This window comes from Sediminibacterium sp. KACHI17 (assembly GCF_040362915.1).
Classification (GTDB): domain Bacteria; phylum Bacteroidota; class Bacteroidia; order Chitinophagales; family Chitinophagaceae; genus Sediminibacterium.
Window position 1 is genome coordinate 1607745 of the sequence record NZ_AP029612.1, and the last position, 20940, is coordinate 1628684.

A 20940-nucleotide genomic window follows, 5' to 3' on the forward strand; every position below is an offset into this window, starting at 1 on the left:
GAGCTACGTCTCTTTTTAAAATATCTTTATAAGCATTCATTTTCTTCACCAAAACTTCTTTTCATGCGCACACTGCTTTGGGCTTGTTGTTGTTTGCTGTTTTTGCAAACACAATCGCAGAACACCTCATCGAAGATCAACGAGAAAACAAAGAACATGAAACGGTATGATGGTTATTTCACTTATTGGTGGGATGCGAATACCGGTAAAATATGGTTACAGGTAGACAAACTGAATCAAGAGTTTCTTTATGTGAATTCTCTGCCCGCCGGATTAGGATCTAATGATGTCGGGCTTGATCGTGGACAATTGGGTAGTACCCGTATTGTGACCTTTCATAAAATAGGTAAGAAATTATTGATGATACAGCCTAACTATCGTTATCGCACCAACTCATCAGATGAAAAAGAAAGAAAAGCAGTACAAGAATCATTTGCTCAATCGGCCATTGCAGGCTTTACGATTGATGAAGATGAGGGTGATAAAGTGTTGGTAGATGCTACTTCCTTCTTTTTAAGAGATGCACACGGTATCGCTGATCGTATCCGTGGGATGCGTCAGGGTTCTTATACATTCAATGAATCTCGCTCTGCGATTTATCTTCCGAATACCCGCAATTTCCCTTTGAATAGTGAGTTTGAAGCCATCATTACTTTTACCGGAGGTAGTGATGCGGGTAGATTTGTGAATGCCGTAACCCCTTCTTCTGAAGCCATCACCGTTCGCATGCATCACTCTTTTGTACAGCTACCGGATAATCAATACAAGCCTCGTAAGTATGATATCCGTAGTGGTTATTTTGGTATCAGCTATTTTGATTTCAGTAGTCCATTTACCGAACCCATTGAACAGATGTTTATTTCCCGTCATCGACTGGAAAAGAAAGATCCAACAGCTGCCATTAGTGATCCGGTTGAACCTATTGTGTATTATTTAGACAATGGCACACCTGAACCTATTCGTTCTGCATTATTGGAAGGTGGTCGCTGGTGGAATCAGGCCTTTGAAGCAGCGGGTTACAGAAATGCTTTCATCATTAAAATGTTACCGGATGATGCCGATCCAATGGATATCCGTTACAATATGATTAATTGGGTGCATCGTTCAACCAGAGGATGGAGTTATGGCGCATCTGTTACTGATCCTCGTACCGGTGAGATCATCAAAGGACAGGTAACACTGGGCTCTTTACGTGTGCGTCAGGATCATTTGATCTTTACAGGACTCCTGTCACCCTATGAAACCGGCAAACCTGTTCCTGCTACAATGCGGGAAGCAGCACTGCAACGTTTACGCCAGTTATCGGCCCATGAGATCGGTCATACACTCGGATTACAACACAATTATGCATCCAGTTATAATGACCGTGGATCGGTGATGGATTATCCGCATCCCAATATTTTCGTAAACAGTAAAGGCGAGATCGATTTTTCGAAAGTATATACCAATGAGATCGGCGAATGGGATAAAAGAGCCATCACCTATGGCTATCAGGATTTCCCCGATGGTACCAATGAGGAAAAAGCTTTGAAGAATTTACTGGAAGAGAATACCAAAAAAGGATTACTGTTCATAGCAGATGCGGATGCCAGAGCTGCCGGTGGACTACATCCCTATGCCCACTTATGGGATAATGGAAAAGATGTGACCGATGAATTAAAAAATGTATTACAGGTTCGACAAAAAGCATTGGATCAATTCTCTGAAAAAGCCATTCAGGAAGCCATGCCAATGTCCAGATTAGAAGATGTATTGGTGCCGGTATACAATTATCATCGTTATCAGATCGAAGCCGTAGTAAAACTGATCGGCGGTATGAATTACAGTTATAATGTTCGTGGTGATGTACAACAACAACCACAGATACTGGACAATGCTATTCAGCAAAAAGCACTGAAAGCCGCATTGGATTGTTTATCACCGGATGTACTCACTTTACCTGATCGTATCAGCTTGATGATTCCTCCCAGACCGCCATTGTATTATGGTGTTGGAGAAACTTTTGCGAAAAGAACAGGGATGAGTTTTGATCCGATGGCAGCAGCGGAAGCCTTGGCGCATTTTGAATTGGGCTTTTTATTCAATGCAGAAAGAGCGAACAGACTCGAACAATTCAAAGCACAAAAAGGGACTTTGGGTTGGGGTGAAGTATTGGATGCCATCATTCAAAAAACTTGGATGGCACCAAAGCAGGAAGGATTAAAAGGTCAGGTTCAAGCGCAAACACAACAGATCGTATTGACGTGGTTACTTGCTTTAAGTCAGCATAACAATGCCAACTACATGGTGAAATCTATTTGCTTTGACAGATTGAATAATTTAAAAGCGTACGCAAAAAGACAAGCTGATTTGAATCCTGTTACATGGCGTGCTCATTATCTGTATGCAGTTGAAAGAATTGAAAAACCTAAAGACATTGAACTGCCCCAACATGCAGAAATAGCTCCAGGAGCACCGATCGGGTGTGATGAGTGGTGAGTTTGTGATGAGTGTGGGTAGTGAGTATAAAAAGAGAGCCGCTGAACAAATCAGCGGCTCTCTTTTTGAAAATAGCTTAGGGTGCTTTATAGTTTTTTTGCAGGGAAATGGCGAATAGATTCATTGAGCTCAACAATTTTTCCTTTCGAAACTTTGATATCATTGATCATCGCTAATGAATCTGTTTTACCGGCCTTATCCGTAACAATTTCAGTATACCATAGGGTCACCCATTCGTCTTTTTTATCCTTAGAAACAACAGATTCAAAATCTCCCATTTTAACCTGTATCGCCTGCATTGAATTTCTCAGATTCGTCATCGCAGTTCTCAGACTGTCTTTGACAAATGTTTGGTCCATATAATCAGCACGCCATTTGACTGTGTCAGCAAAATAGGAAAGACAATCCTCTACTTTGTTTTCTTCGAACGCTTTTAGGGCGTTCATAACAAGTAAGGTATTTTCTTTACTTCCGATATCCCAGTTATCAGGTTTTTCTAATGAATACGGGTAGGTAACATCTGCTGTTACTTCTTTTTTTTCTTCGGTGTTTTTACAGCTAAAAACAAGGGTTGCCATTACAGCGATGGTTAAGATTTTTCTCATGTTGAAGGGTTTATTTACTTTGATAAATTAGAAAGCAATAGAACAAAATACCCTTTAAACCCCATAAATACAAGAAAAAAAGCTTTTCCCTTGCGGAAAAAGCTTTTACTGATCATATTATGAATCATTTATTATACGAGCATTCTTAATGGCTCTTCTAACAATGACTTTAAGGTTTGTAAGAATGCAGCACCGGTTGCACCATCTACAGAACGGTGATCGCAGCTCAATGTCACTTTCATGATATTGCCCGGAACTACTTGTCCGTTTTTAACAACAGGCACTTGTGAAATACCACCTACGGCAAGGATACAAGAGTCTGGTGGATTGATGATCGCAGTGAACTGATCAATTCCATACATACCCAGATTAGAAATCGTGAAAGTACTTCCCTCCCAATCTGCAGGTTGTAATTTTTTATCTTTTGCTTTTTGTGCGTATTCTTTTACTTCAGCACCGATCTGACTGAGTGATTTGGTATCAGCAAAACGAACTACAGGTACCAATAATCCATCTTCTACCGCAACTGCAACACCAATATTGATATGATGATTGTATCTGATCGTATCGCCCAGCCAACTGCTATTCACTTTTGGATGTTGTTTCAGTGCCAATGCGGTTGCTTTTAATACCATATCATTGAAACTGATCTTCACAGACGCCACTTCATTGATCTTAGCACGTGCTGCAACAGCTGCATCCATATCGATCGTCATGGTGAGATAGAAATGCGGTGCTGTGAACAGACTCTCACTTAAGCGACGAGCGATGGTCTTTCTCATTTGAGAAACAGGAACATCTTCAAAACTTACTTGTCCGGCAGGAGCTGTTGCTATTGGAGCAGCAGACTTAGCTGCTGGTGAAGCCGGAGCTGTAGCAGCGGCCGGAACATATGCATCAACATCATTTTTTGTGATACGCCCATTGTCACCAGTTCCTTTTACATAACGAAGATCAATACCTTTTTCACCGGCGATCTTTTTGGCTAATGGAGAAGCAAAGATCCGTCCTTCATTGATAACGGTCTCAGTTTGAACCGGAGTAGATGCAACAGGAGCTGGTGCAGGAGTAGCAGGTTGTGCTGCAGGTGCAGAAGAAGGTGCAGCAGAGCCATTGGCTTTCACTGCCTGAACAATCGCATTCACATCCAATCCTTCTTTACCGATGATACAAAGCAGGTCATTCACCTGAATTTTTTCTCCGGGTTGCGCACCCTGATACAGTAATACACCATCCTTATAGCTTTCCAGTTCCATGGTGGCTTTATCAGTTTCGATATCAGCCAGCACTTCTCCTTTCTTAACGGTATCACCTATTTTTTTATGCCATCCGGCTATCACACCTTCGGTCATGGTATCACTTAAACGAGGCATCAATACCACTTCTTCCATATTTGATACATCCATAGCAGGTACGGGTGCTGATGAAGCGGCAACAGGAGCCGGCGATGCTTCAGGGGCTGCTGGAGCAGCAGATGCATTTCCTCCGGCATGTTGTGCCAATAATGCTGAAATATCTTCACCGGCCTTACCGAAAATAGCCAGCAGGTCATTTACCTGAAGCTTCCCACCTTTCGGTGTTCCAATATGTAGAAGAATACCATCCTGGTAGCTTTCCAGCTCCATAGTGGCTTTATCGGTTTCGATTTCTGCGAGGAGGTCTCCTTTCTTTACTGCATCACCCACATTTTTATGCCATGCGGCAATAACACCTTCGGTCATGGTATCACTCAGGCGGGGCATTAAAATCACTTCGGCCATATAGTTTCGATTGCGCTGTTTAAATGAGCCGTGAAATTAGGAAAAAAGCGGCAAGCTGCGAGCTCCAAGCCGCTAGCACTTGTTTTTTCTATCAAATTGGGTCAAATCGGGGTTTTACTGACCTTGAGCCAGGCTATATCCCTTTTTATCACCCCATGCATTCAACAACTCTGTTGAACAGATCTTAAAGTCGGTCGATAATCGCTTATATAATTCAAGGATATCTACCTGGGTCAGCCCTACCTCGCCTACACTTTCAAAGCGACAACGGTATTGGTTGATCAGGTTGGTAAATACAGAACCCTTTGGCCATACCTGTGTACCTCGGTTACTGATGGTCACCAGCTTAAAAAGATCCAAAGTATGTTGCAAACATTTTTCTGCTACCAATTGTGGTTGTTCATTGCTTTCAATAAACATGTCAACACCCACGATTCTTTCTTCTGATTCTTCATTGCTTTCCAACATCGGATTTCTCTCCAGTTTGAAAACAGTTTGTGTCACCGGTAAATCTGCAAGAACAGGTTTGGGGTTATGTTCCGGTTGTTTTCCAAAATTATTGATAATGGCATTTGCAAAAGTGGTGGTGTCAGAAGAAGGAGTACCCTTATCTCCAAAGTCACCGGTATGAATTCCGCTTTCGAGTGTATACAACAATGCGTTCTCAATTTTCGCAGCACTTTCCATCAATCCCAAGTGACGCAGCATACCGATACCACTCAATAACAGTGCTGTTGGATTGGCAATGTTTTTTCCTGCAATATCCGGAGCTGTTCCATGTACGGCTTCGAAAATTGAAATATGATCTCCAATATTGGCTGAAGGAGCGAAACCTAGTCCACCCACTAATCCTGCACAAAGGTCACTCACAATATCACCCTGAAGATTCGTTAGTACCACTACATCAAAAAGATCAGGGCGACTAACCAATTTCATACAGAGATCATCAACAATCACATCATCAGCCTTCAGTTCAGGATATTCTTTTGCTACTTCATAAAATACTTCAAGGAACAAGCCATCAGTGATCTTCATGATATTGGCTTTGTGTCCGCAAGTGATCCTTTTTGCGCCTTTTTTCTTCGCCATTTCAAATGCATACTTGATCACCTGCATACTTCCCGGACGAGTGATGAAGCGTCGGCTCAATGCTACGTCATGCGTCAGCATATGTTCGATACCACCATAAGTATCTTCAATGTTTTCACGAACGATGGTGATATCAATGGGAATACCCGCTTTACTAAATACAGTATCTACACCATGTAATGTTTGGAAAGTGCGCTTATTCGCATACGTATTCCATGTTTTCCGAGCTGTAACATTTACACTCTTCACACCCTTTCCTTTGGGTGTTTCCATCGGTCCTTTAAAAAGGATCCCCAATGACTCGATCGTTTGCTGAGCTTCCGGGGTCATTCCATTGCTGTAGCCTTTGTCAAACACCCATTTACCCATATCAACAAAATCATATTCCAATGGCACTTTGGCGGCATCAAAAATCGACAAAACAGCATCCATGATTTCGGGACCAATTCCATCCCCTTTAGCTACGGCAATCTTTGTCATAATTCCTTTTTTTAAAGTGCTGCGAAGGTAAGGGTTGGGAGGTATTTTTTTGTGTTAAAAAAGTCCATCGTCCATGGACCATAGACGATGGACGATGGACGATGGTCCATGGACTTTTTTCCCTACTTTTACCTCAAGCAAAATCTCCCGCATGGTATCCAAAATTTCAGAAGGGGTTGAGATCAGTGTAGAGACTTTTTTTCAGTCTGATTACAGCAACCCGCTGAATGGAGAGTATATGTTTGCGTATCGCATTACCATCGAAAATCACAACAATTTCACCATTAAGTTACTGCGCAGACACTGGCATATTTTCGATAGCAATGGAGAACATCGTGAAGTAGAAGGTGAAGGCGTAGTTGGCGTACAGCCTATATTACGTCCGGGTGAGCATTACCAATATGTTAGCGGTTGTAACTTACGAACGGAGATGGGAAGAATGCATGGCAGTTATCTCATGGAAAATCAGGATACCAAAACTTTCTTCGATGTCAATATCCCCTCTTTCGATATGATCGTTCCTGCTAAAATGAATTGATCAAGGTTTATATTTTGCTTCTTCAAAAATTTTCTTGGCAGACGTTTCCATCAATCGCATCAGATTCTGTGGGTCTTTTTGTTTGACCATCCATTTTTTTACGATTTGCCATCCAACAAACTGACCGATAAAACCTGGAGATGCTTCCCCTAATGCAGTAGTGTTGGGTGCATCACTCATATAATCACGCACCATTTCTGGATCAACAATATATAATAGATTGTTTTGTATAAAGAAACTCCAAATATTCTTCTCATTCTCTAAACAACCTTCCAGCTGCTTGGCTGTATAGCCTGTTTTCAACGTGTCAGCTGTTTCAGGAAGAAATTGATCTAACAGATACAATCTTTTTCCGGCCTCAATCATTTGTTCTACCAATGGCTTGTCAGCATAATTGGGTGGATAAAGGTCATCGATGATATTTTTAATGGCATTGACCGGAATATAAGCCCGATCAAATCTTCTCGAAATGTATTTGGGATACATCTGCTGGCCTTCTTCACTTTGATAAACAGGATGATCAGCTCCGAGATACAATTGCAATCCTACGGCCAATCCATCTGGTGTTATGATACTTCCATAACTGTTCAAGGGGCCAATAAAAGTAATGACCCTTTCCGGTAGCTTATATTCAGCGAAATAATACTTGACCATTTTCAACCCGTATTGTATTGTATTCACTTCCTCGGTCATGTCTTTGAATTTCGCTTGTATCTCTTTCCATAAAGGCTGGTACGACCGAATGAAGGTTGGAATATCTTGTCGCACTGCATCCGGACGAGTGCCCATGATATTGAACAGGAAATCCTGTGGAAAGCCACGATATTCATTCGTGAGATCCAATAAAGATTCATCGAGTTTTGTAGTGTCAAGTGTGAAAAATGACTGTTCAAATCTTTGTAAGCTAAGCGGAGCTTCGATGCCCGTAACATCGGGGATGAATTTTTTCTCACCACAAGCAAAGAGTACCATCAGAAGTGGAAACAAATACCATCGGCGCATATCAACCTGAATTTTGACAAAGATGCTGATAAAACCATCAGCTACCTGCAAAGAATCCTATAAAACCTATGTAAAAGTTACTGAACTTTGTATCCTATCATCGTAAATGGAAGGTTTCATGAAGATCAGTATCGCACAACAGAATTATCATATCGGAAATTTTGAAGAGAATACACGTAAGATCATTGCAGCCATTGAAGCTGCCAAAGCTGAAGGATCAGAGCTGATCATTTTCAGTGAGATGAGTGTATGCGGTTATCCTGCCAGAGACTTTGTAGAATTCAGTGATTTTATTGATAAGTGTTATCAGGCTGTTGATCAGATCCGTGAACATGCAGATACGATTGGTGTTTTAATCGGCTCTCCATCGCACAATAAAATACAAAAGGGTAAAGATCTTTTTAATGCAGCTTTCTTCTTGTATGAAAAGGAAGTTAAAGCTGAGATACACAAAACTTTATTGCCTACTTATGATGTGTTTGATGAATACCGATATTTCGAACCCGCTTATGAATGGAAGATCGTTCCTTTCAAAGGAAAGAAATTAGCGATCACTATTTGTGAAGACATCTGGAATCTCGGTGACAACCCATTGTACAGAATTTGTCCGATGGATCAGTTGATGGACCAACAACCGGATGTTATGTTGAACATCAGTGCATCGCCATTTGATTATACCCATGACGAAGACAGAAAATCGGTGATCAAAGCCAATGTGCAGAAGTATAAGATTCCTATGTTCTACTGCAATTCTGTGGGTAGCCAAACAGAGATCATTTTTGATGGTGCTTCGTTGGTATTCGATAAAGACGCTAATCTCTGTGGTGCTTTACCGATGTTCAAAGAAGCGATGGCTACATGGGAACTGAATGATGACGGCAGTATCAATGCTCCTGTTTTGGAACCAGCAAGCCGTGTACCTGATAAAGAATTAAATCCCGCTACCTTAGAACCTGCGTTGAACATTGCTCAGGTCTATGATGCCTTGATCATGGGCATCCGTGATTATTTTTCAAAGATGGGTTTCAGTAAAGCGATCCTTGGATCCTCCGGTGGTATTGATTCAGCAGTTACCCTTGCGATTGCCTGTGATGCTTTAGGCAAAGAAAATGTTCGTGCCATTTTGATGCCTTCGCCTTATTCTACTGATCACTCGGTGAATGATGCAGTTCAGCTAAGTAAGAATCTGGGTAACCCTTATGACATCATCCGCATTGATGAAGTTTACCAGTCTTTTTTACAAACATTACAACCTGTTTTCAATGACCTGCCATTTTCATTGGCAGAAGAAAACATTCAAAGCAGAAGCAGGGGTAATTTATTGATGGCTATTGCAAATAAATTCGGATACATCCTCCTCAACACTTCCAATAAAAGTGAATTGGCAACAGGTTATGGAACCTTGTATGGAGATATGGCTGGGGGCTTAGGTGTATTGGGAGATTGTTATAAACTACAAGTGTATGCGTTGGCACAATATATCAACCGTCAGAGAGAGATCATTCCTGCGAATATTATTACCAAAGCGCCGAGTGCAGAATTAAGACCGAATCAAAAAGACAGTGATAGTTTACCAGATTATACTGTATTGGATCAGATACTCTATCAATACATAGAAAAACGAAAAGGTCCGGCCGAGATCAAAACAATGGGCTATGATAGGGCATTAGTAGACAGAACATTAAAGATGGTCAACAACAATGAATACAAACGAAATCAGTTTTGTCCGATCATTCGCGTATCCCCCAAAGCTTTTGGCGTAGGTAGAAGAGTCCCCATAGTAGGCAAATACTTGAACTAATTTATTCGTGTATCACCATTATGGGCACATTACTGTGATAAGCCAATTTTTTAGTGGCACTACTATGAAACAGTCCTGCGAATAGTCCGTGCTTTTTCGGAATGGTAATGATAAGGTCTACCATTTTTTCAAGTGCCACAATATTGACTGCTTCAACAAAGTTGTCATTGTTTTCAAACAGGTACTCAGGTTTATAACCATACAAAAGTGTATCCAACATCAGGCTTTCAAAAGGTGTATCTGCAGACCATTGTTTGTTTTCATGATCTACATGCAAAACAAAAAGCTTTGCTCCGGTGGCATCGAGAATATTTTTAATGGGCTGAACAGGTGTTGTCTCTACCACTTTTTTGAAATCACAAGCAAGCATTACTTCCTCTATCTTGGTGAATACCGCCTTTGATGGCACAATGATCACAGGAATGGTTCCATTCTCTGCTACACTCAATGTATTACTACCGATCAGTTTTTCTTCCAATAAACTGGCGCCGGTAATTCCCATAACGATCAGTCCTGCACCTGTTTCATGACATATGCTATCTAATCCATCTCCCAAATGATCATATCTAGCCAGGGTAGTGACTTTGATAGAGGGTTCACAAAAGGGACATACTACTGATTTAAAGTGTGCCAACGCATGTTCACTACTTTCTTTCAATGTATCAATATCTGGCATTACTATCGTTGGAACCATAGGATCTATATTCACAGGTGCCTGATAACCATGATACAAGATCACTTCTTCAGCACGCAATTGTTCAGCCAGTTTAAATGCATACAATGCAGCATTCTTAGCTGTAGCAGAGAAATCAGTGGGAACGAGTATCTTTTTCATAATGCTTGTTTATACCATAAAACTACTCATAGCAATACCCATAAAAAATGACATCGGTCAGTTAATAGGATTTCTTTTTAATCCATTAACAGCACCGCTTATCACCTGTAAAAGGCAGATCGTGTAGCCTTAACAAATTCATTAACAGCACGCTACTACCTTCGCGCTCGAAATTTATGATCATGAAAAATCTATTTCGATTTCTTTTATGTGTAATAGCTGCGACATCATTTTTTGCGGGCTGTAAAAGCCCCTCTTTCATGCAGAAAACCATTATGGCTGAAATACCTGTTCAATATTATTCTAAGTCAATTGTATTGGTTGATGCCGGTGATGTATATACCCCCGGACTCGCATTGACAAAAAAAAGAGAAGAAGTAGTGACACAGATCAAACGAATTTATTTTTCTAATCTACCGGATGTGCTGAAGAAGGATCTTCAAATGCCTGTGTTCACTGATACCACATTGACAGAAGGAGAAAAAGCATTGCTTCTTCAAAATGATAATAATGTTCGTGCAAAGATCATGGAGCGATACAAAGCGAACATCATCATCCTCTTACAAAATTATGAGGGAGGGTTTAGTCAGGATGAGATACAACGTTCGAGAAATACCGACGGATCTATCAGTAAACAAGCTACTTACTCTGTTTTCTTTAATACCAATATGACCATCATACAAGGTGATCAACTATATCGCAAAAGAATTACAGCCAGTAAGTATCACTCACAAAGACAAGTACTAAGCGGACTCTTAGCACGTGGCCCCGGCTATGAAGCCAATAAAAAAGACATCGCCGAAATGGCACAAAGAAATGCCTCCAATGTATCTGGATTGTTTAGAGATAGAAGAGGTGTGGTGAATGGAAGGGGGGAGTTTATTGAAACAGGAAGATGAGACTACGGATGACAGTTGATAGTTGACAGGAAGAATTAAACACTGTCAACTATCAACTGTTATCTAATCACTATTAAAGGTTCTCAATGATCCCGGCAATACCTTGTCCGCCGCCAACACAAGCGGTTACCATTCCGTATTTTTTGTTGAGGCGTTTCATGTCGTTCAATAACTGAACCGTGAGTTTGCAACCTGTGCAACCTAATGGATGTCCTAAGGCAATAGCGCCACCATTGATGTTCACGATATCAGGATTCAATCCGAGTTCTCGTATCACCGCTAAAGATTGTGATGCAAATGCTTCATTGAGCTCTATCAAATCAATATCATGCTGACTCATTCCGGCTTGCTTGAGTACCTTGGGTATAGCAGCAACAGGACCAATCCCCATGATTCTTGGATGAACTCCTGCAGAAGCACAATTCACGAGTCGTCCGATGGGTTTCAATCCTAATTCAACAACCATTCTCTCACTCATCACGATCACGAAAGCAGCGCCATCGCTCGTTTGAGAAGAATTACCTGCAGTAACACTTCCACCCATTGCAAAAGCAGGCTTCAATTTTCCAAGGGCTTCAATATTGGTATCGGCACGTACTCCTTCATCTGTATCAACAACATAAGAACGAACAGCCTTTTTACCTTTCTCATTCAGGTATGTTTCTTCTACTGTTATAGGTAAGATGCCAGATTTGAAATATCCATTCTCAATGGCTTTCATTGCTTTCTGGTGCGACTGATAAGCGAATGCATCCTGGTCTTCCCTTGTCACTTTGAATTCTTTGGCCACTGCTTCCGCTGTTAAACCCATGCTTAGATAATAGTCAGGTTCATCTTTAGCAATGGAATAGGCTGGAACTGTTTTCCAACCTGCAGTTGGAACGAGACTCATACTTTCTGTACCTCCTGCAATGATACAGTCAGCCATACCGGTTCTGATCTTTGCAGTTGCAAGCGCAATACTTTCCAATCCGCTGGCACAGTAGCGGTTAATGGTAAAACCGGCAACATCTATTCCCAATGCACGAGCAGAAATAATTCTTCCGAACTGTAAACCTTGTTCAGCTTCCGGAACGGCATTTCCCACGATCACATCATCCACTCGCTTTGCCTCCAATTGCGGCACTGCAGCCATCAATCCTTTAATGACTTCAACAGCCAGATCATCCGGGCGAAAAAATCTGAATCCACCACGTTTACTTTTGGTCACGGCCGTTCTGTAACCGGCTACGATATAGGCTTCCTGCATAAACTCGATTTTACCTACCAAATGTAGGGAATTTTTCAAAAAAAGTTGTTTATGCAACCAAATTTAACGGAGGGCGGTTTCTCCTCCCGAAATCAATTGCCCCTTATCTTCGCAGCACCATGATCTACCCGCTTATCAGACAATTGCTTTTTTGTTTCCCACCTGAGGATGTACACTATTTTTCGATGGATATTCTCCGTAGTGTTTGTTCAGTAGAACCCTTGAAAAAACTGATTGCCGGATCATTCTCACCCAAACAAAGCGGATTGGCGAAAGAGGTATTTGGCCTAACATTTCCGAATCCGGTTGGTTTAGGAGCAGGATTTGATAAAAACGCACTGTACCTGAATGAGTTGGAAGCTTTGGGTTTTGGATTCGTAGAGATTGGAACGGTAACCCCCCTCCCACAACCCGGGAATGATAAACCCCGTCTTTTCCGATTACCCGCTGATAAAGCATTGATCAACCGAATGGGTTTTAATAATTATGGAGCGAAAGCCATTGCAGGCAGATTGGAGATGCATAAGAAAAAACGTTCATCGCTCATCGTTGGAGGTAATATTGGAAAGAATAAAGTAACCGCCAATGAAGATGCATGGAAAGATTACCTGACATGCTTTGACACGTTACATGATCTGGTAGATTATTTTGTGGTGAATGTAAGTTCTCCCAACACACCCGGTCTCAGAGAATTGCAGGAAAAAGATTCTTTGAAAAAAATTTTCAGTGAACTACAAAACAGCAATCAGAGAAAAACAAATCCTAAATCATTATTATTAAAGATTGCACCTGATCTTACGAAGGAACAATTGGATGATATCGTTGCACTGGCTTTTGAGGTGAAATTGGATGGACTTGTTGCCACCAATACCACGATCAGCAGAGAGCAGCTTCGTACACCAGCATCCAGCATCGAAAAAATAGGTGCGGGAGGATTGAGTGGCAAGCCGGTACAAAAAAGATCAACAGAAGTAGTACAATATCTTTCGGAAAAAACCGGAAGACAAATACCAATTATCGCCAGTGGCGGCATTTTCAATGGAGCAGATGCCAAAGAAAAAATCAACGCAGGAGCCAGCTTGGTACAGGTATGGACAGGATTTGTATATGAAGGTCCTGGTATCGTGAAACAAATTTGTAAGCATTTATAAATCATTTATGGAACATCTATTGACATCAGAAAGTTTGATCAGTTTTTTGATCCTTGTCATTCTTGAAGTGGTATTGGGAATCGATAATGTGATTTTTGTGAGCATCATCATGAACCGGATGGATAAAAAGCATCAGCCACGTGCCAGAATGTTATGGATGATCATGGGCATGAGTACACGTATCATTTTGTTGTTTGGATTGGGCTGGTTGTTGGCACAAAAAGGAAAACCTGTATTTAGTGCATGGGGTAAAGATTTTGATCTGGCCAGTTTGGTAATGTTAGCAGGAGGCTTGTTCTTATTGTATAAAACAGTCCGTGAAATACATCATAAACTGGAAGGTGAAGAAGAAGCACTGCATGGAGGCGCTCAAAAAAAACTCGGTTTTGCTGCAGCAGTATTTCAAATCATGCTGATCGATATGGTCTTTAGTTTTGATAGCATCATCACAGCAGGTGGTACTGCCAAACATATCGAAATCATGATCGCTGCCGTGATCGTTGCAATGATCGTGATGTTCTTATTCAGTACCAATATCTCCAACTTCATCCATAAACATCCAACCTTAAAAATGCTGGCATTGTCTTTTTTGGTAATGATCGGTTTTGTATTGATCGTAGAAGGATGGGATAGTGTGAATGCACATGAATTGCATCTTAAAAACTATGTGTACTTCGCGATGGCATTTTCATTTGTGGTGGAGTTATTGAATATGCAATTGCGAAAGAAATATGTGAAGCCGGTTGAACTACGCTCACCTGTTATCCCGGAGCAGGAAACCCGTGACTCTGATATGGCTCATTGATCTTTGGGTGGAGAAAAAAGGCGGAATTTGTTTTGATCTGTTTACTTTTAATCTCAAAGTGCTTTTATGAAAGAGGAACAAAAACATCTGGATACACTTCAGGATATCAAACAGATCATGGATCGAAGCAGTCGGTTCATCAGTTTAAGTGGACTGAGTGGTATTGCTGCCGGACTTTGCGCCTTAGGTGCTGTAAGTTATGTGTGGCCAATTTGGAATATTTCATTGGGCAGCAGTATTGAAACATCAAACCCGGTTTTGCTCATTTTAGATCCTGAACAAAAAGCAAGTTTGTTACTGACCGGTATCACATGCTTCATTTGTTCTTTCATTTTCGCTATTGTCTTTACCTGGTTTAGAACTAAAAAAACATACGCATCACTTTGGAACAGTACAGTGCGAAGACTGGTCATTAATACAAGCATTCCTTTTTGTGCAGGAGCAGTAATGGTAGTGTATTTATTGAATTGGAATCTGACAGGATTGATCGCTCCGGTTTGTCTCATCTTTTATGGTTTGGCACTACTGAACGGAAGTAAATACACTGTTTCTGAAATACGTTGGTTAGGTATCAGTGAATTATTATTGGGCTTGATCACACTTGGATTTTTACATTATGGCATTATCGCCTGGGGAATTGGATTTGGATTGTTGCATATCATTTATGGTGCACTGATGTGGTGGAAATATGAAAGAGCATGAAAAATCCGATCGAACAATTAAATAAAGTTTTTGATAGTCGTGTTCGGCTTGGTATCATGAGTGCCGTCATGGTGAATGATGAAGTAAACTTCAATGAGTTGAAAGAACTGATACAGGTTACAGATGGAAACCTTGCCAGTCATTTAAAGACATTGGAAGAAAACGGATACATCCTTGTGAAAAAAGGTTTCATTGGTAGGAAGACCAACACTACATATGCCATCACAAAAGCGGGAGAGAAAGCATTCAAAGCACATATTGATGCGCTTGAAAAGATGATCAAGGGTTTGAGTTGATCGGATTTGATCAGCAGTTGGTTAAAGTCTGCACAAAAAAAAGCCCTGCGATTAACAGGGCTTTAGATATAAGCAAGCAATCGAAAAGAGACTATCCATGTAGAACCTCTCTGGAGATCACCAGTTTCTGGATCTCAGAAGTTCCTTCACCAATAGTACACAATTTTGCGTCACGATAGTACTTTTCTACAGGAAAATCTTTTGTATAGCCGTAACCACCGAAGATCTGGATCGCTTCAGTAGCAGTTTTTACTGCCACTTCACTCGCATAATACTTCGCCATAGCCCCTTCTTTGGTTACCTTCTGACCACGGTTTTTGAGGTCACATGCCTGCCAGATGAGTAAATCAGATGCCATGATCTCTGTAGCCATATCAGCAAGTTTGAAGCTAATACCCTGAAAATTACTGATGGGCTGGTCAAACTGATAGCGTTCTTTCGAATATTTGGTGGCCGCTTCATAAGCACCTTTCGCGATACCAGCTGATAGCGCCGCGATTGATATCCTGCCACCATCTAGGATCTTCATTGCCTGTCTGAACCCATCCCCCACTTCACCTAATCGATTCGCATCAGCAATGCGACAGTTTTCAAAGATCATCTCAGCTGTTTCACTAGCACGCATGCCCAGTTTATTCTCTTTTTTACCCGCCGAAAAACCTGCAGTACCTCTTTCTACCACAAATGCAGTAGAATTACCACTGGTTCTGGGTTCTCCTGTTCTGCAGATAACAACAGCGATATCACCGCTTTTACCATGTGTGATCCAGCTTTTGGTACCATTCAATATCCAATCATTTCCGTCTTTTACAGCTACCGTCTTCATATTTCCAGCATCACTACCCGTATTCGGCTCTGTAAGTCCCCAAGCACCTATCCATTCAGCAGTAGCCAGCTTCGGTAGCCATTTCTTTTTTTGTTCCTCATTTCCAAAAGAAAGAATATGATTCGTACACAATGAATTGTGTGCAGCCAAACTCAATCCTACAGACCCACAAACTTTTGAGATCTCTTGAATGATGGCATTGTATTCAAAATAGCCTAATCCAGCGCCGCCATACTGCTCAGGTACCAATACCCCCATTAGGCCCAGTTTTCCCATTTCCTTGAAAACAGCTACCGGAAACTCCTGGCTTTCATCCCACTCCATTACATGCGGAAGAATATACTGCTGAGCAAAATCCCTAGCTGTTTGTGCTACCTGTTCTGTTAGTTCTGTAGGTTGAAAATGCATAATGATACTTTTTAAATAGACGAAGGTTGCCTAACTAAGCAATCGTTACTAAGGCAACCTTCTGAAAACAAACGACCGTTTGTTAGTTTTCAGTGCAAAAGAACTACTTTTTGATATTCCTTCCAAAAATGGTTTATAGGTTAACATTTTTTTATTCAATGAAGAATAGTGCATGGAATCGGCTCAACCAATCTTTCGTAAACCCGGGTACTTCCAATAACTGATCCATCTCAGCGAACCAACCTTGTTCCTGACGTCGACGTACAATTGCTTTTGCAACTTCGATGGAAATACCTGTTTTGGAAACGATCTGATAAGCGGACGCTCGATTCAACGGTAACTTTTTCAGACTCGACTGATGGATCTGCAAATAAGGCGCCAATTGTTTCAAAAGACTATCCTTTAATCCATAAACAGCACTCAATTCCTCCATATTACTAAAGCCATCTGATTGCTCTCTGCATTTGATGATTCTCTCGGCGAGCACCTCTCCGATACCGGGCAAAGATTTCCAAGCTTCCAGATCTGCTGTATTGATATCAATAGCCTGAATATTGCGCGTTGTTTGCTTGAAATCAGGCTCTTTGTAATTGGTTCTGACATAAGGAATCAAACGGTCAGCCATTAATTGTGGCATACCCCATATTTTCCGCAGGTCTTCTGGTTTGCGAAATTGTCCACCCTTATTTACATAATTGATGATCCGCTTAGCCACACCAACAGGCACTCCTAATCTTTGCCATTCTTCTATCGAAAGGTTATTGGGATCAAAAGGATACAAGGGAATCGTATTGGGATGTGTCTCTTCTGTATTATGTTCATCATCCAGCATAGCTTTCCATTTTTTTCCTTGTTTGGTCATTACAGATAAATCAGGTAATGGTTGGAGTGGGATCAAGTATGGGGTGAGCAATAACAACAAAACAATGACCACGAAAGCAAGGATACCCAAGCGTTCCTTCTTGCTGAACTGGTCGTAAGCGCGTGACTTCTTCTGCATACAATGGATTTGATTGTATGCCTTTTCTTTCTGTTATAATCTCAATTGCAATCCGTCATATGCCAGTTGCATATGAGAAGGTAATTCGCCATTGATTACTTCGTGTAAACCTAACTGATGACTAATATGTGTAAAATATACCTGAGGTATTTTTAATTCCTCCGCAAGTAATACTGCTTCACTCAATGTAAAATGTGAAAGATGATTTTCTTTTCGAAGTGCATTCAATACCAATATTTTTGAGCCGCGTATTTTTTCTTTCTCTGATTCTTCGATACGATTAGCATCCGTGATATAAGTAAAATCACCAAAACGAAAACCAAATACAGGCATCTTGTAATGCCAAACTTCTATCGGTAACACAGGTATATCGCCAACAAAAAAAGGTTGTTCATCAATAGTGATCAAATTCAACTCAGGCACACCAGGATATCGTGTATCAGAAAACGCATAATAATAATCTCTGCGCAATGCCTCCTCTGTCAAGGTATTGGCATAAATATCCATGGGCTTTTTCGTAAAGTAATTATAGGCGCGAATATCATCTAGTCCGGCCAAATGATCTTTGTGTGGATGTGTATATACTACAGCATCAAGTCTTCGGTTATTGATACGCAACATCTGATATCGAAAATCAGGTGTGGTGTCCACCACCAAAGAAGTTAGTGCAGATTGAATGAGTACACTACTTCTTAAACGATTGTCTTGTGGATTGGTAGAAGTACACACTTCACAGTCGCAGCCGATCATTGGTACACCACTACTGGTACCAGTCCCCAAAAATGTTATGGTAAGAGAAGGATTGTGCACAGATCAAATCTATGGAAATATGGGCAGATGCCGTCAGCGTATTTCCCGCAAAAAACTAAGCCTCAGTGGCTGATTTTTTCACCACTTCCTCATAGAGTTTTTGTGACTCTAAGGTCAGCTTATCAAAATCGATCTGGAGTTGTGGAATGATCTCCATTAATGTATTGATTCTTCCTTCGATATTCAGGAACTTATTCAAGACCACGATACGCTTGGCTTCTAACAGGCACCATCCACTTTGAAAAGTACCTCTTTCATAGCGCACCACATACTCGGATTCACCAAGTATGTCTTCCAATTTATCTAAAGTAGTTTGTGTGTATTTCATCCTATTAATCGGTCATTAAATCATGAAACAATAACTCAGCAAATGTAAGATTCGGGGCTTGTTTGCAGGGGCGCGGCGGGGATTAGTTATTCACATTTAGCTGCGAACCTTGGGCTAAGAGCTTCAAGCTACAAGCTGCAGGCTACATGGGCTTTTAGCTAATGAAGCAATCTCATTCAATTACTTGCAGCTTGAGGCTGATAGCTTGCAGCTACTTACTCACCATTTTAATAATCGGTACAATCATTTCTTCAAGACTGATACCCCCGTGCTGAAAGGTGTTTCGGTAATAGTTAACGTAATGGTTATAATTATTCGGATAACAAAGAAACCCATCTTCCTTGGCAAATATGTAAGAGGAGTTCACATTCGGTACGGGTAACCCTGCCTCTTTAGGATCTTTGAATGCCAGTACATCTCTTGGTTCAAAATTCAGATTCCGCCCATGTTTGTATCTCAGATTCGTAGTTGTTTGCTTATCGCCGATCACTTTATGCGGTGTCTTCACACGTACACTTCCATGATCTGTTGCCAACACCACTTTGATTGATTTATCGGCAATCTTTTTCAGGGCCTGATGTAGCGGACTATGTTCAAACCAGCTTTTGGTCAAACTTCTATAACTTGTTTCATCACTTGCCAACTCTTTCAACACTTCCATTTCTGTTCTGGCATGACTTAGCATATCCACAAAATTGTATACGATCACATTAAGGTCATTCTGCAACAGATTATGGATATTGTTTACAAGCTGTTGCCCATCATTGTGATTTAAAATTTTATGATAACTGATCTTGAGATCTTCTTTTTTCAGTCGTTTCAACTGAGCGCGAAAGAAAGTTTCTTCCTCATTGTTTTTCCCTCCCTCTTCTTCATCATTTTTCCATAATTGCGGGAATTGCTTTTCGATATCTACTGGCATTAATCCTGCGAAAATGGCGTTCCTACAGTATTGTGTGGCAGTGGGCAGAATTGAGTAAAAGGTTTCTTCTTCGAGTATCCGAAAACTCTCTGCAAAGGTTGGTTGTATCGCTTTCCATTGATCAAATCGGAGATTATCGATCAGAACAAAAAAAAGTGGCACTCCTTTCTCAACATGTGGCAGCACTTTAAACTTGAACAACTGATGACTCATGATAGGTGATGCCGCTGAAGAAGGTGATACCCATGATGCATAATGCTTACTAATAAATTTGAAGAATTCGGTATTGGCTTCTTGCTTTTGAGTGTGAAATACCTCACGCATTTCCGGACTATCACTCTTTTCCATTTCCAATTCCCAATACACCAGTTTCTTATAGATCTCCATCCATTGATTATAATCAGGATTATCATTCAATGCCATGAATAACTCTCGAAACTGTTGCTGATAAGCAGTGGTAGTGGTTTCAGCGACCAATCGTTTATTGTCAATGATCTTTTTCAAACTAAGCAATACCTGATTGGGATTCACAGGTTTGATCAAATAATCACTGATCTGTCTGCCGATCGCCTCATTCATCAGGTTCTCGGTTTCATTTTTGGTGATGAGTACAACCGGGATATTGCTATTAACCTCTTTAATGCGAACCAAGGTTTCCAATCCGGTAATGCCAGGCATGGTCTCATCCATCAAAACCACGTCTACAGGCTCGGTTTTTACAAATTCAATCGCATCGAATCCATTGGTCAGGGTAGTAACTGTATACCCTTTTTGTTCCAAAAATATTTTTTGTGACTGAAGGCTTTCGATCTCATCATCGACCCATAAAATGTTGGCTAATGGCATATGCTACTTTGACTGATTACATGAAATGAAACTTGATGGCTTCATTTACCGGTTAAAATAAAGAAATAAATACGGTTTGTGTAACAGTAAAGAATAGGCTGGGTTATTGT

Annotated in this window: 19 protein-coding genes; 8 read left to right on the forward strand and 11 right to left on the reverse strand. The window is 40.9% G+C overall.

What is annotated here, in order from left to right; all coding sequences use genetic code 11:
• The first annotated feature begins 156 nt into the window (after positions 1-156).
• The gene (locus ABXG83_RS07060; RefSeq protein WP_353548148.1) at positions 157-2478 is read left to right on the forward strand and encodes a zinc-dependent metalloprotease; all 2322 of its coding nucleotides are present in this window, start codon (positions 157-159) and stop codon (positions 2476-2478) included.
• A gap of 86 nt (positions 2479-2564) precedes the next feature.
• On the opposite strand, the gene ABXG83_RS07065 is transcribed toward ABXG83_RS07060, so the two are convergent.
• The 3 genes from ABXG83_RS07065 to ABXG83_RS07075 form a co-directional block, all read right to left on the reverse strand.
• A complete protein-coding gene (locus ABXG83_RS07065; RefSeq protein WP_353548149.1) occupies positions 2565-3083 on the reverse strand; it encodes a hypothetical protein in 519 nt (172 codons plus the stop codon).
• A gap of 131 nt (positions 3084-3214) precedes the next feature.
• Positions 3215-4843 carry a pyruvate dehydrogenase complex dihydrolipoamide acetyltransferase gene (locus ABXG83_RS07070; protein ID WP_353548150.1) on the reverse strand — a complete coding sequence of 543 codons (1629 nt, stop codon included), beginning with the start codon at positions 4841-4843 and terminating at the stop codon, positions 3215-3217.
• 114 nt (positions 4844-4957) lie between these two features.
• A complete protein-coding gene (locus tag ABXG83_RS07075) occupies positions 4958-6412 on the reverse strand; it encodes an NADP-dependent isocitrate dehydrogenase (protein ID WP_353548151.1) in 1455 nt (484 codons plus the stop codon).
• 151 nt (positions 6413-6563) lie between these two features.
• On the opposite strand from ABXG83_RS07075, the gene apaG reads away from it, so the two are divergent.
• Complete coding sequence (apaG, locus tag ABXG83_RS07080; RefSeq protein WP_353548152.1) at positions 6564-6950, forward strand: Co2+/Mg2+ efflux protein ApaG; 387 nt, start codon at positions 6564-6566, stop codon at positions 6948-6950.
• Here the strand turns inward: apaG and ABXG83_RS07085 are convergent, their stop codons facing one another.
• On the reverse strand, positions 6951-7952 hold the full coding sequence (locus ABXG83_RS07085; RefSeq protein ID WP_353548153.1) for a hypothetical protein: 1002 nt from the start codon (positions 7950-7952) through the stop codon (positions 6951-6953). It lies immediately after the preceding gene.
• Between the two features lie 118 nt (positions 7953-8070).
• On the opposite strand from ABXG83_RS07085, the gene ABXG83_RS07090 reads away from it, so the two are divergent.
• Positions 8071-9753, forward strand: a complete 1683-nt coding sequence (locus ABXG83_RS07090) for an NAD+ synthase (protein ID WP_353548154.1) — start codon at positions 8071-8073, stop codon at positions 9751-9753.
• A 1-nt stretch (position 9754) separates the two neighbouring features.
• On the opposite strand, the gene ABXG83_RS07095 is transcribed toward ABXG83_RS07090, so the two are convergent.
• Entirely contained in the window at positions 9755-10588 is an 834-nt protein-coding gene (locus tag ABXG83_RS07095; RefSeq protein ID WP_353548155.1) for a universal stress protein, read from the reverse strand.
• A gap of 260 nt (positions 10589-10848) precedes the next feature.
• Between ABXG83_RS07095 and ABXG83_RS07100 the strand changes: the two genes are divergently transcribed.
• Positions 10849-11487, forward strand: coding sequence for a hypothetical protein (locus ABXG83_RS07100; protein ID WP_353548156.1), 639 nt, complete (start codon positions 10849-10851; stop codon positions 11485-11487).
• A 73-nt stretch (positions 11488-11560) separates the two neighbouring features.
• Here the strand turns inward: ABXG83_RS07100 and ABXG83_RS07105 are convergent, their stop codons facing one another.
• Positions 11561-12775: an acetyl-CoA C-acyltransferase gene (locus ABXG83_RS07105; RefSeq protein WP_353548157.1), complete on the reverse strand. Its 1215-nt coding sequence runs from the start codon at positions 12773-12775 to the stop codon at positions 11561-11563.
• A gap of 80 nt (positions 12776-12855) precedes the next feature.
• Here ABXG83_RS07105 and ABXG83_RS07110 point away from each other — a divergent pair, with 80 nt between their 5' ends.
• The 4 genes from ABXG83_RS07110 to ABXG83_RS07125 all read left to right on the forward strand — a co-directional run bounded on the left by ABXG83_RS07110 (position 12856) and on the right by ABXG83_RS07125 (position 15690).
• Entirely contained in the window at positions 12856-13887 is a 1032-nt protein-coding gene (locus tag ABXG83_RS07110) for a quinone-dependent dihydroorotate dehydrogenase (RefSeq protein ID WP_353548158.1), read from the forward strand.
• A 7-nt stretch (positions 13888-13894) separates the two neighbouring features.
• Entirely contained in the window at positions 13895-14692 is a 798-nt protein-coding gene (locus tag ABXG83_RS07115) for a TerC family protein (protein ID WP_353548159.1), read from the forward strand.
• Positions 14693-14758: 66 nt separating this feature from the next.
• Positions 14759-15394: a hypothetical protein gene (locus ABXG83_RS07120; RefSeq protein WP_353548160.1), complete on the forward strand. Its 636-nt coding sequence runs from the start codon at positions 14759-14761 to the stop codon at positions 15392-15394.
• Positions 15391-15690, forward strand: coding sequence for a transcriptional regulator (locus ABXG83_RS07125; RefSeq protein ID WP_353548161.1), 300 nt, complete (start codon positions 15391-15393; stop codon positions 15688-15690). The genes ABXG83_RS07120 and ABXG83_RS07125 overlap by 4 nt, the downstream gene beginning before the upstream one ends.
• Before the next feature lie 91 nt (positions 15691-15781).
• On the opposite strand, the gene ABXG83_RS07130 is transcribed toward ABXG83_RS07125, so the two are convergent.
• From ABXG83_RS07130 to ABXG83_RS07150, 5 genes are all read right to left on the reverse strand, one after another.
• Positions 15782-16924 carry an acyl-CoA dehydrogenase family protein gene (locus ABXG83_RS07130; protein ID WP_353548162.1) on the reverse strand — a complete coding sequence of 381 codons (1143 nt, stop codon included), beginning with the start codon at positions 16922-16924 and terminating at the stop codon, positions 15782-15784.
• Between the two features lie 151 nt (positions 16925-17075).
• Positions 17076-17924: a helix-hairpin-helix domain-containing protein gene (locus ABXG83_RS07135; RefSeq protein WP_353548163.1), complete on the reverse strand. Its 849-nt coding sequence runs from the start codon at positions 17922-17924 to the stop codon at positions 17076-17078.
• Positions 17925-17957: 33 nt separating this feature from the next.
• Positions 17958-18734: an MBL fold metallo-hydrolase gene (locus ABXG83_RS07140; RefSeq protein ID WP_353548165.1), complete on the reverse strand. Its 777-nt coding sequence runs from the start codon at positions 18732-18734 to the stop codon at positions 17958-17960.
• 55 nt (positions 18735-18789) lie between these two features.
• Positions 18790-19062 carry a hypothetical protein gene (locus tag ABXG83_RS07145; protein ID WP_178888133.1) on the reverse strand — a complete coding sequence of 91 codons (273 nt, stop codon included), beginning with the start codon at positions 19060-19062 and terminating at the stop codon, positions 18790-18792.
• A 211-nt stretch (positions 19063-19273) separates the two neighbouring features.
• Positions 19274-20830 (reverse strand): response regulator, encoded by a 1557-nt coding sequence (locus ABXG83_RS07150; protein ID WP_353548167.1) that lies wholly within the window; start codon positions 20828-20830, stop codon positions 19274-19276.
• Between the last annotated feature and the right edge of the window lie 110 nt (positions 20831-20940).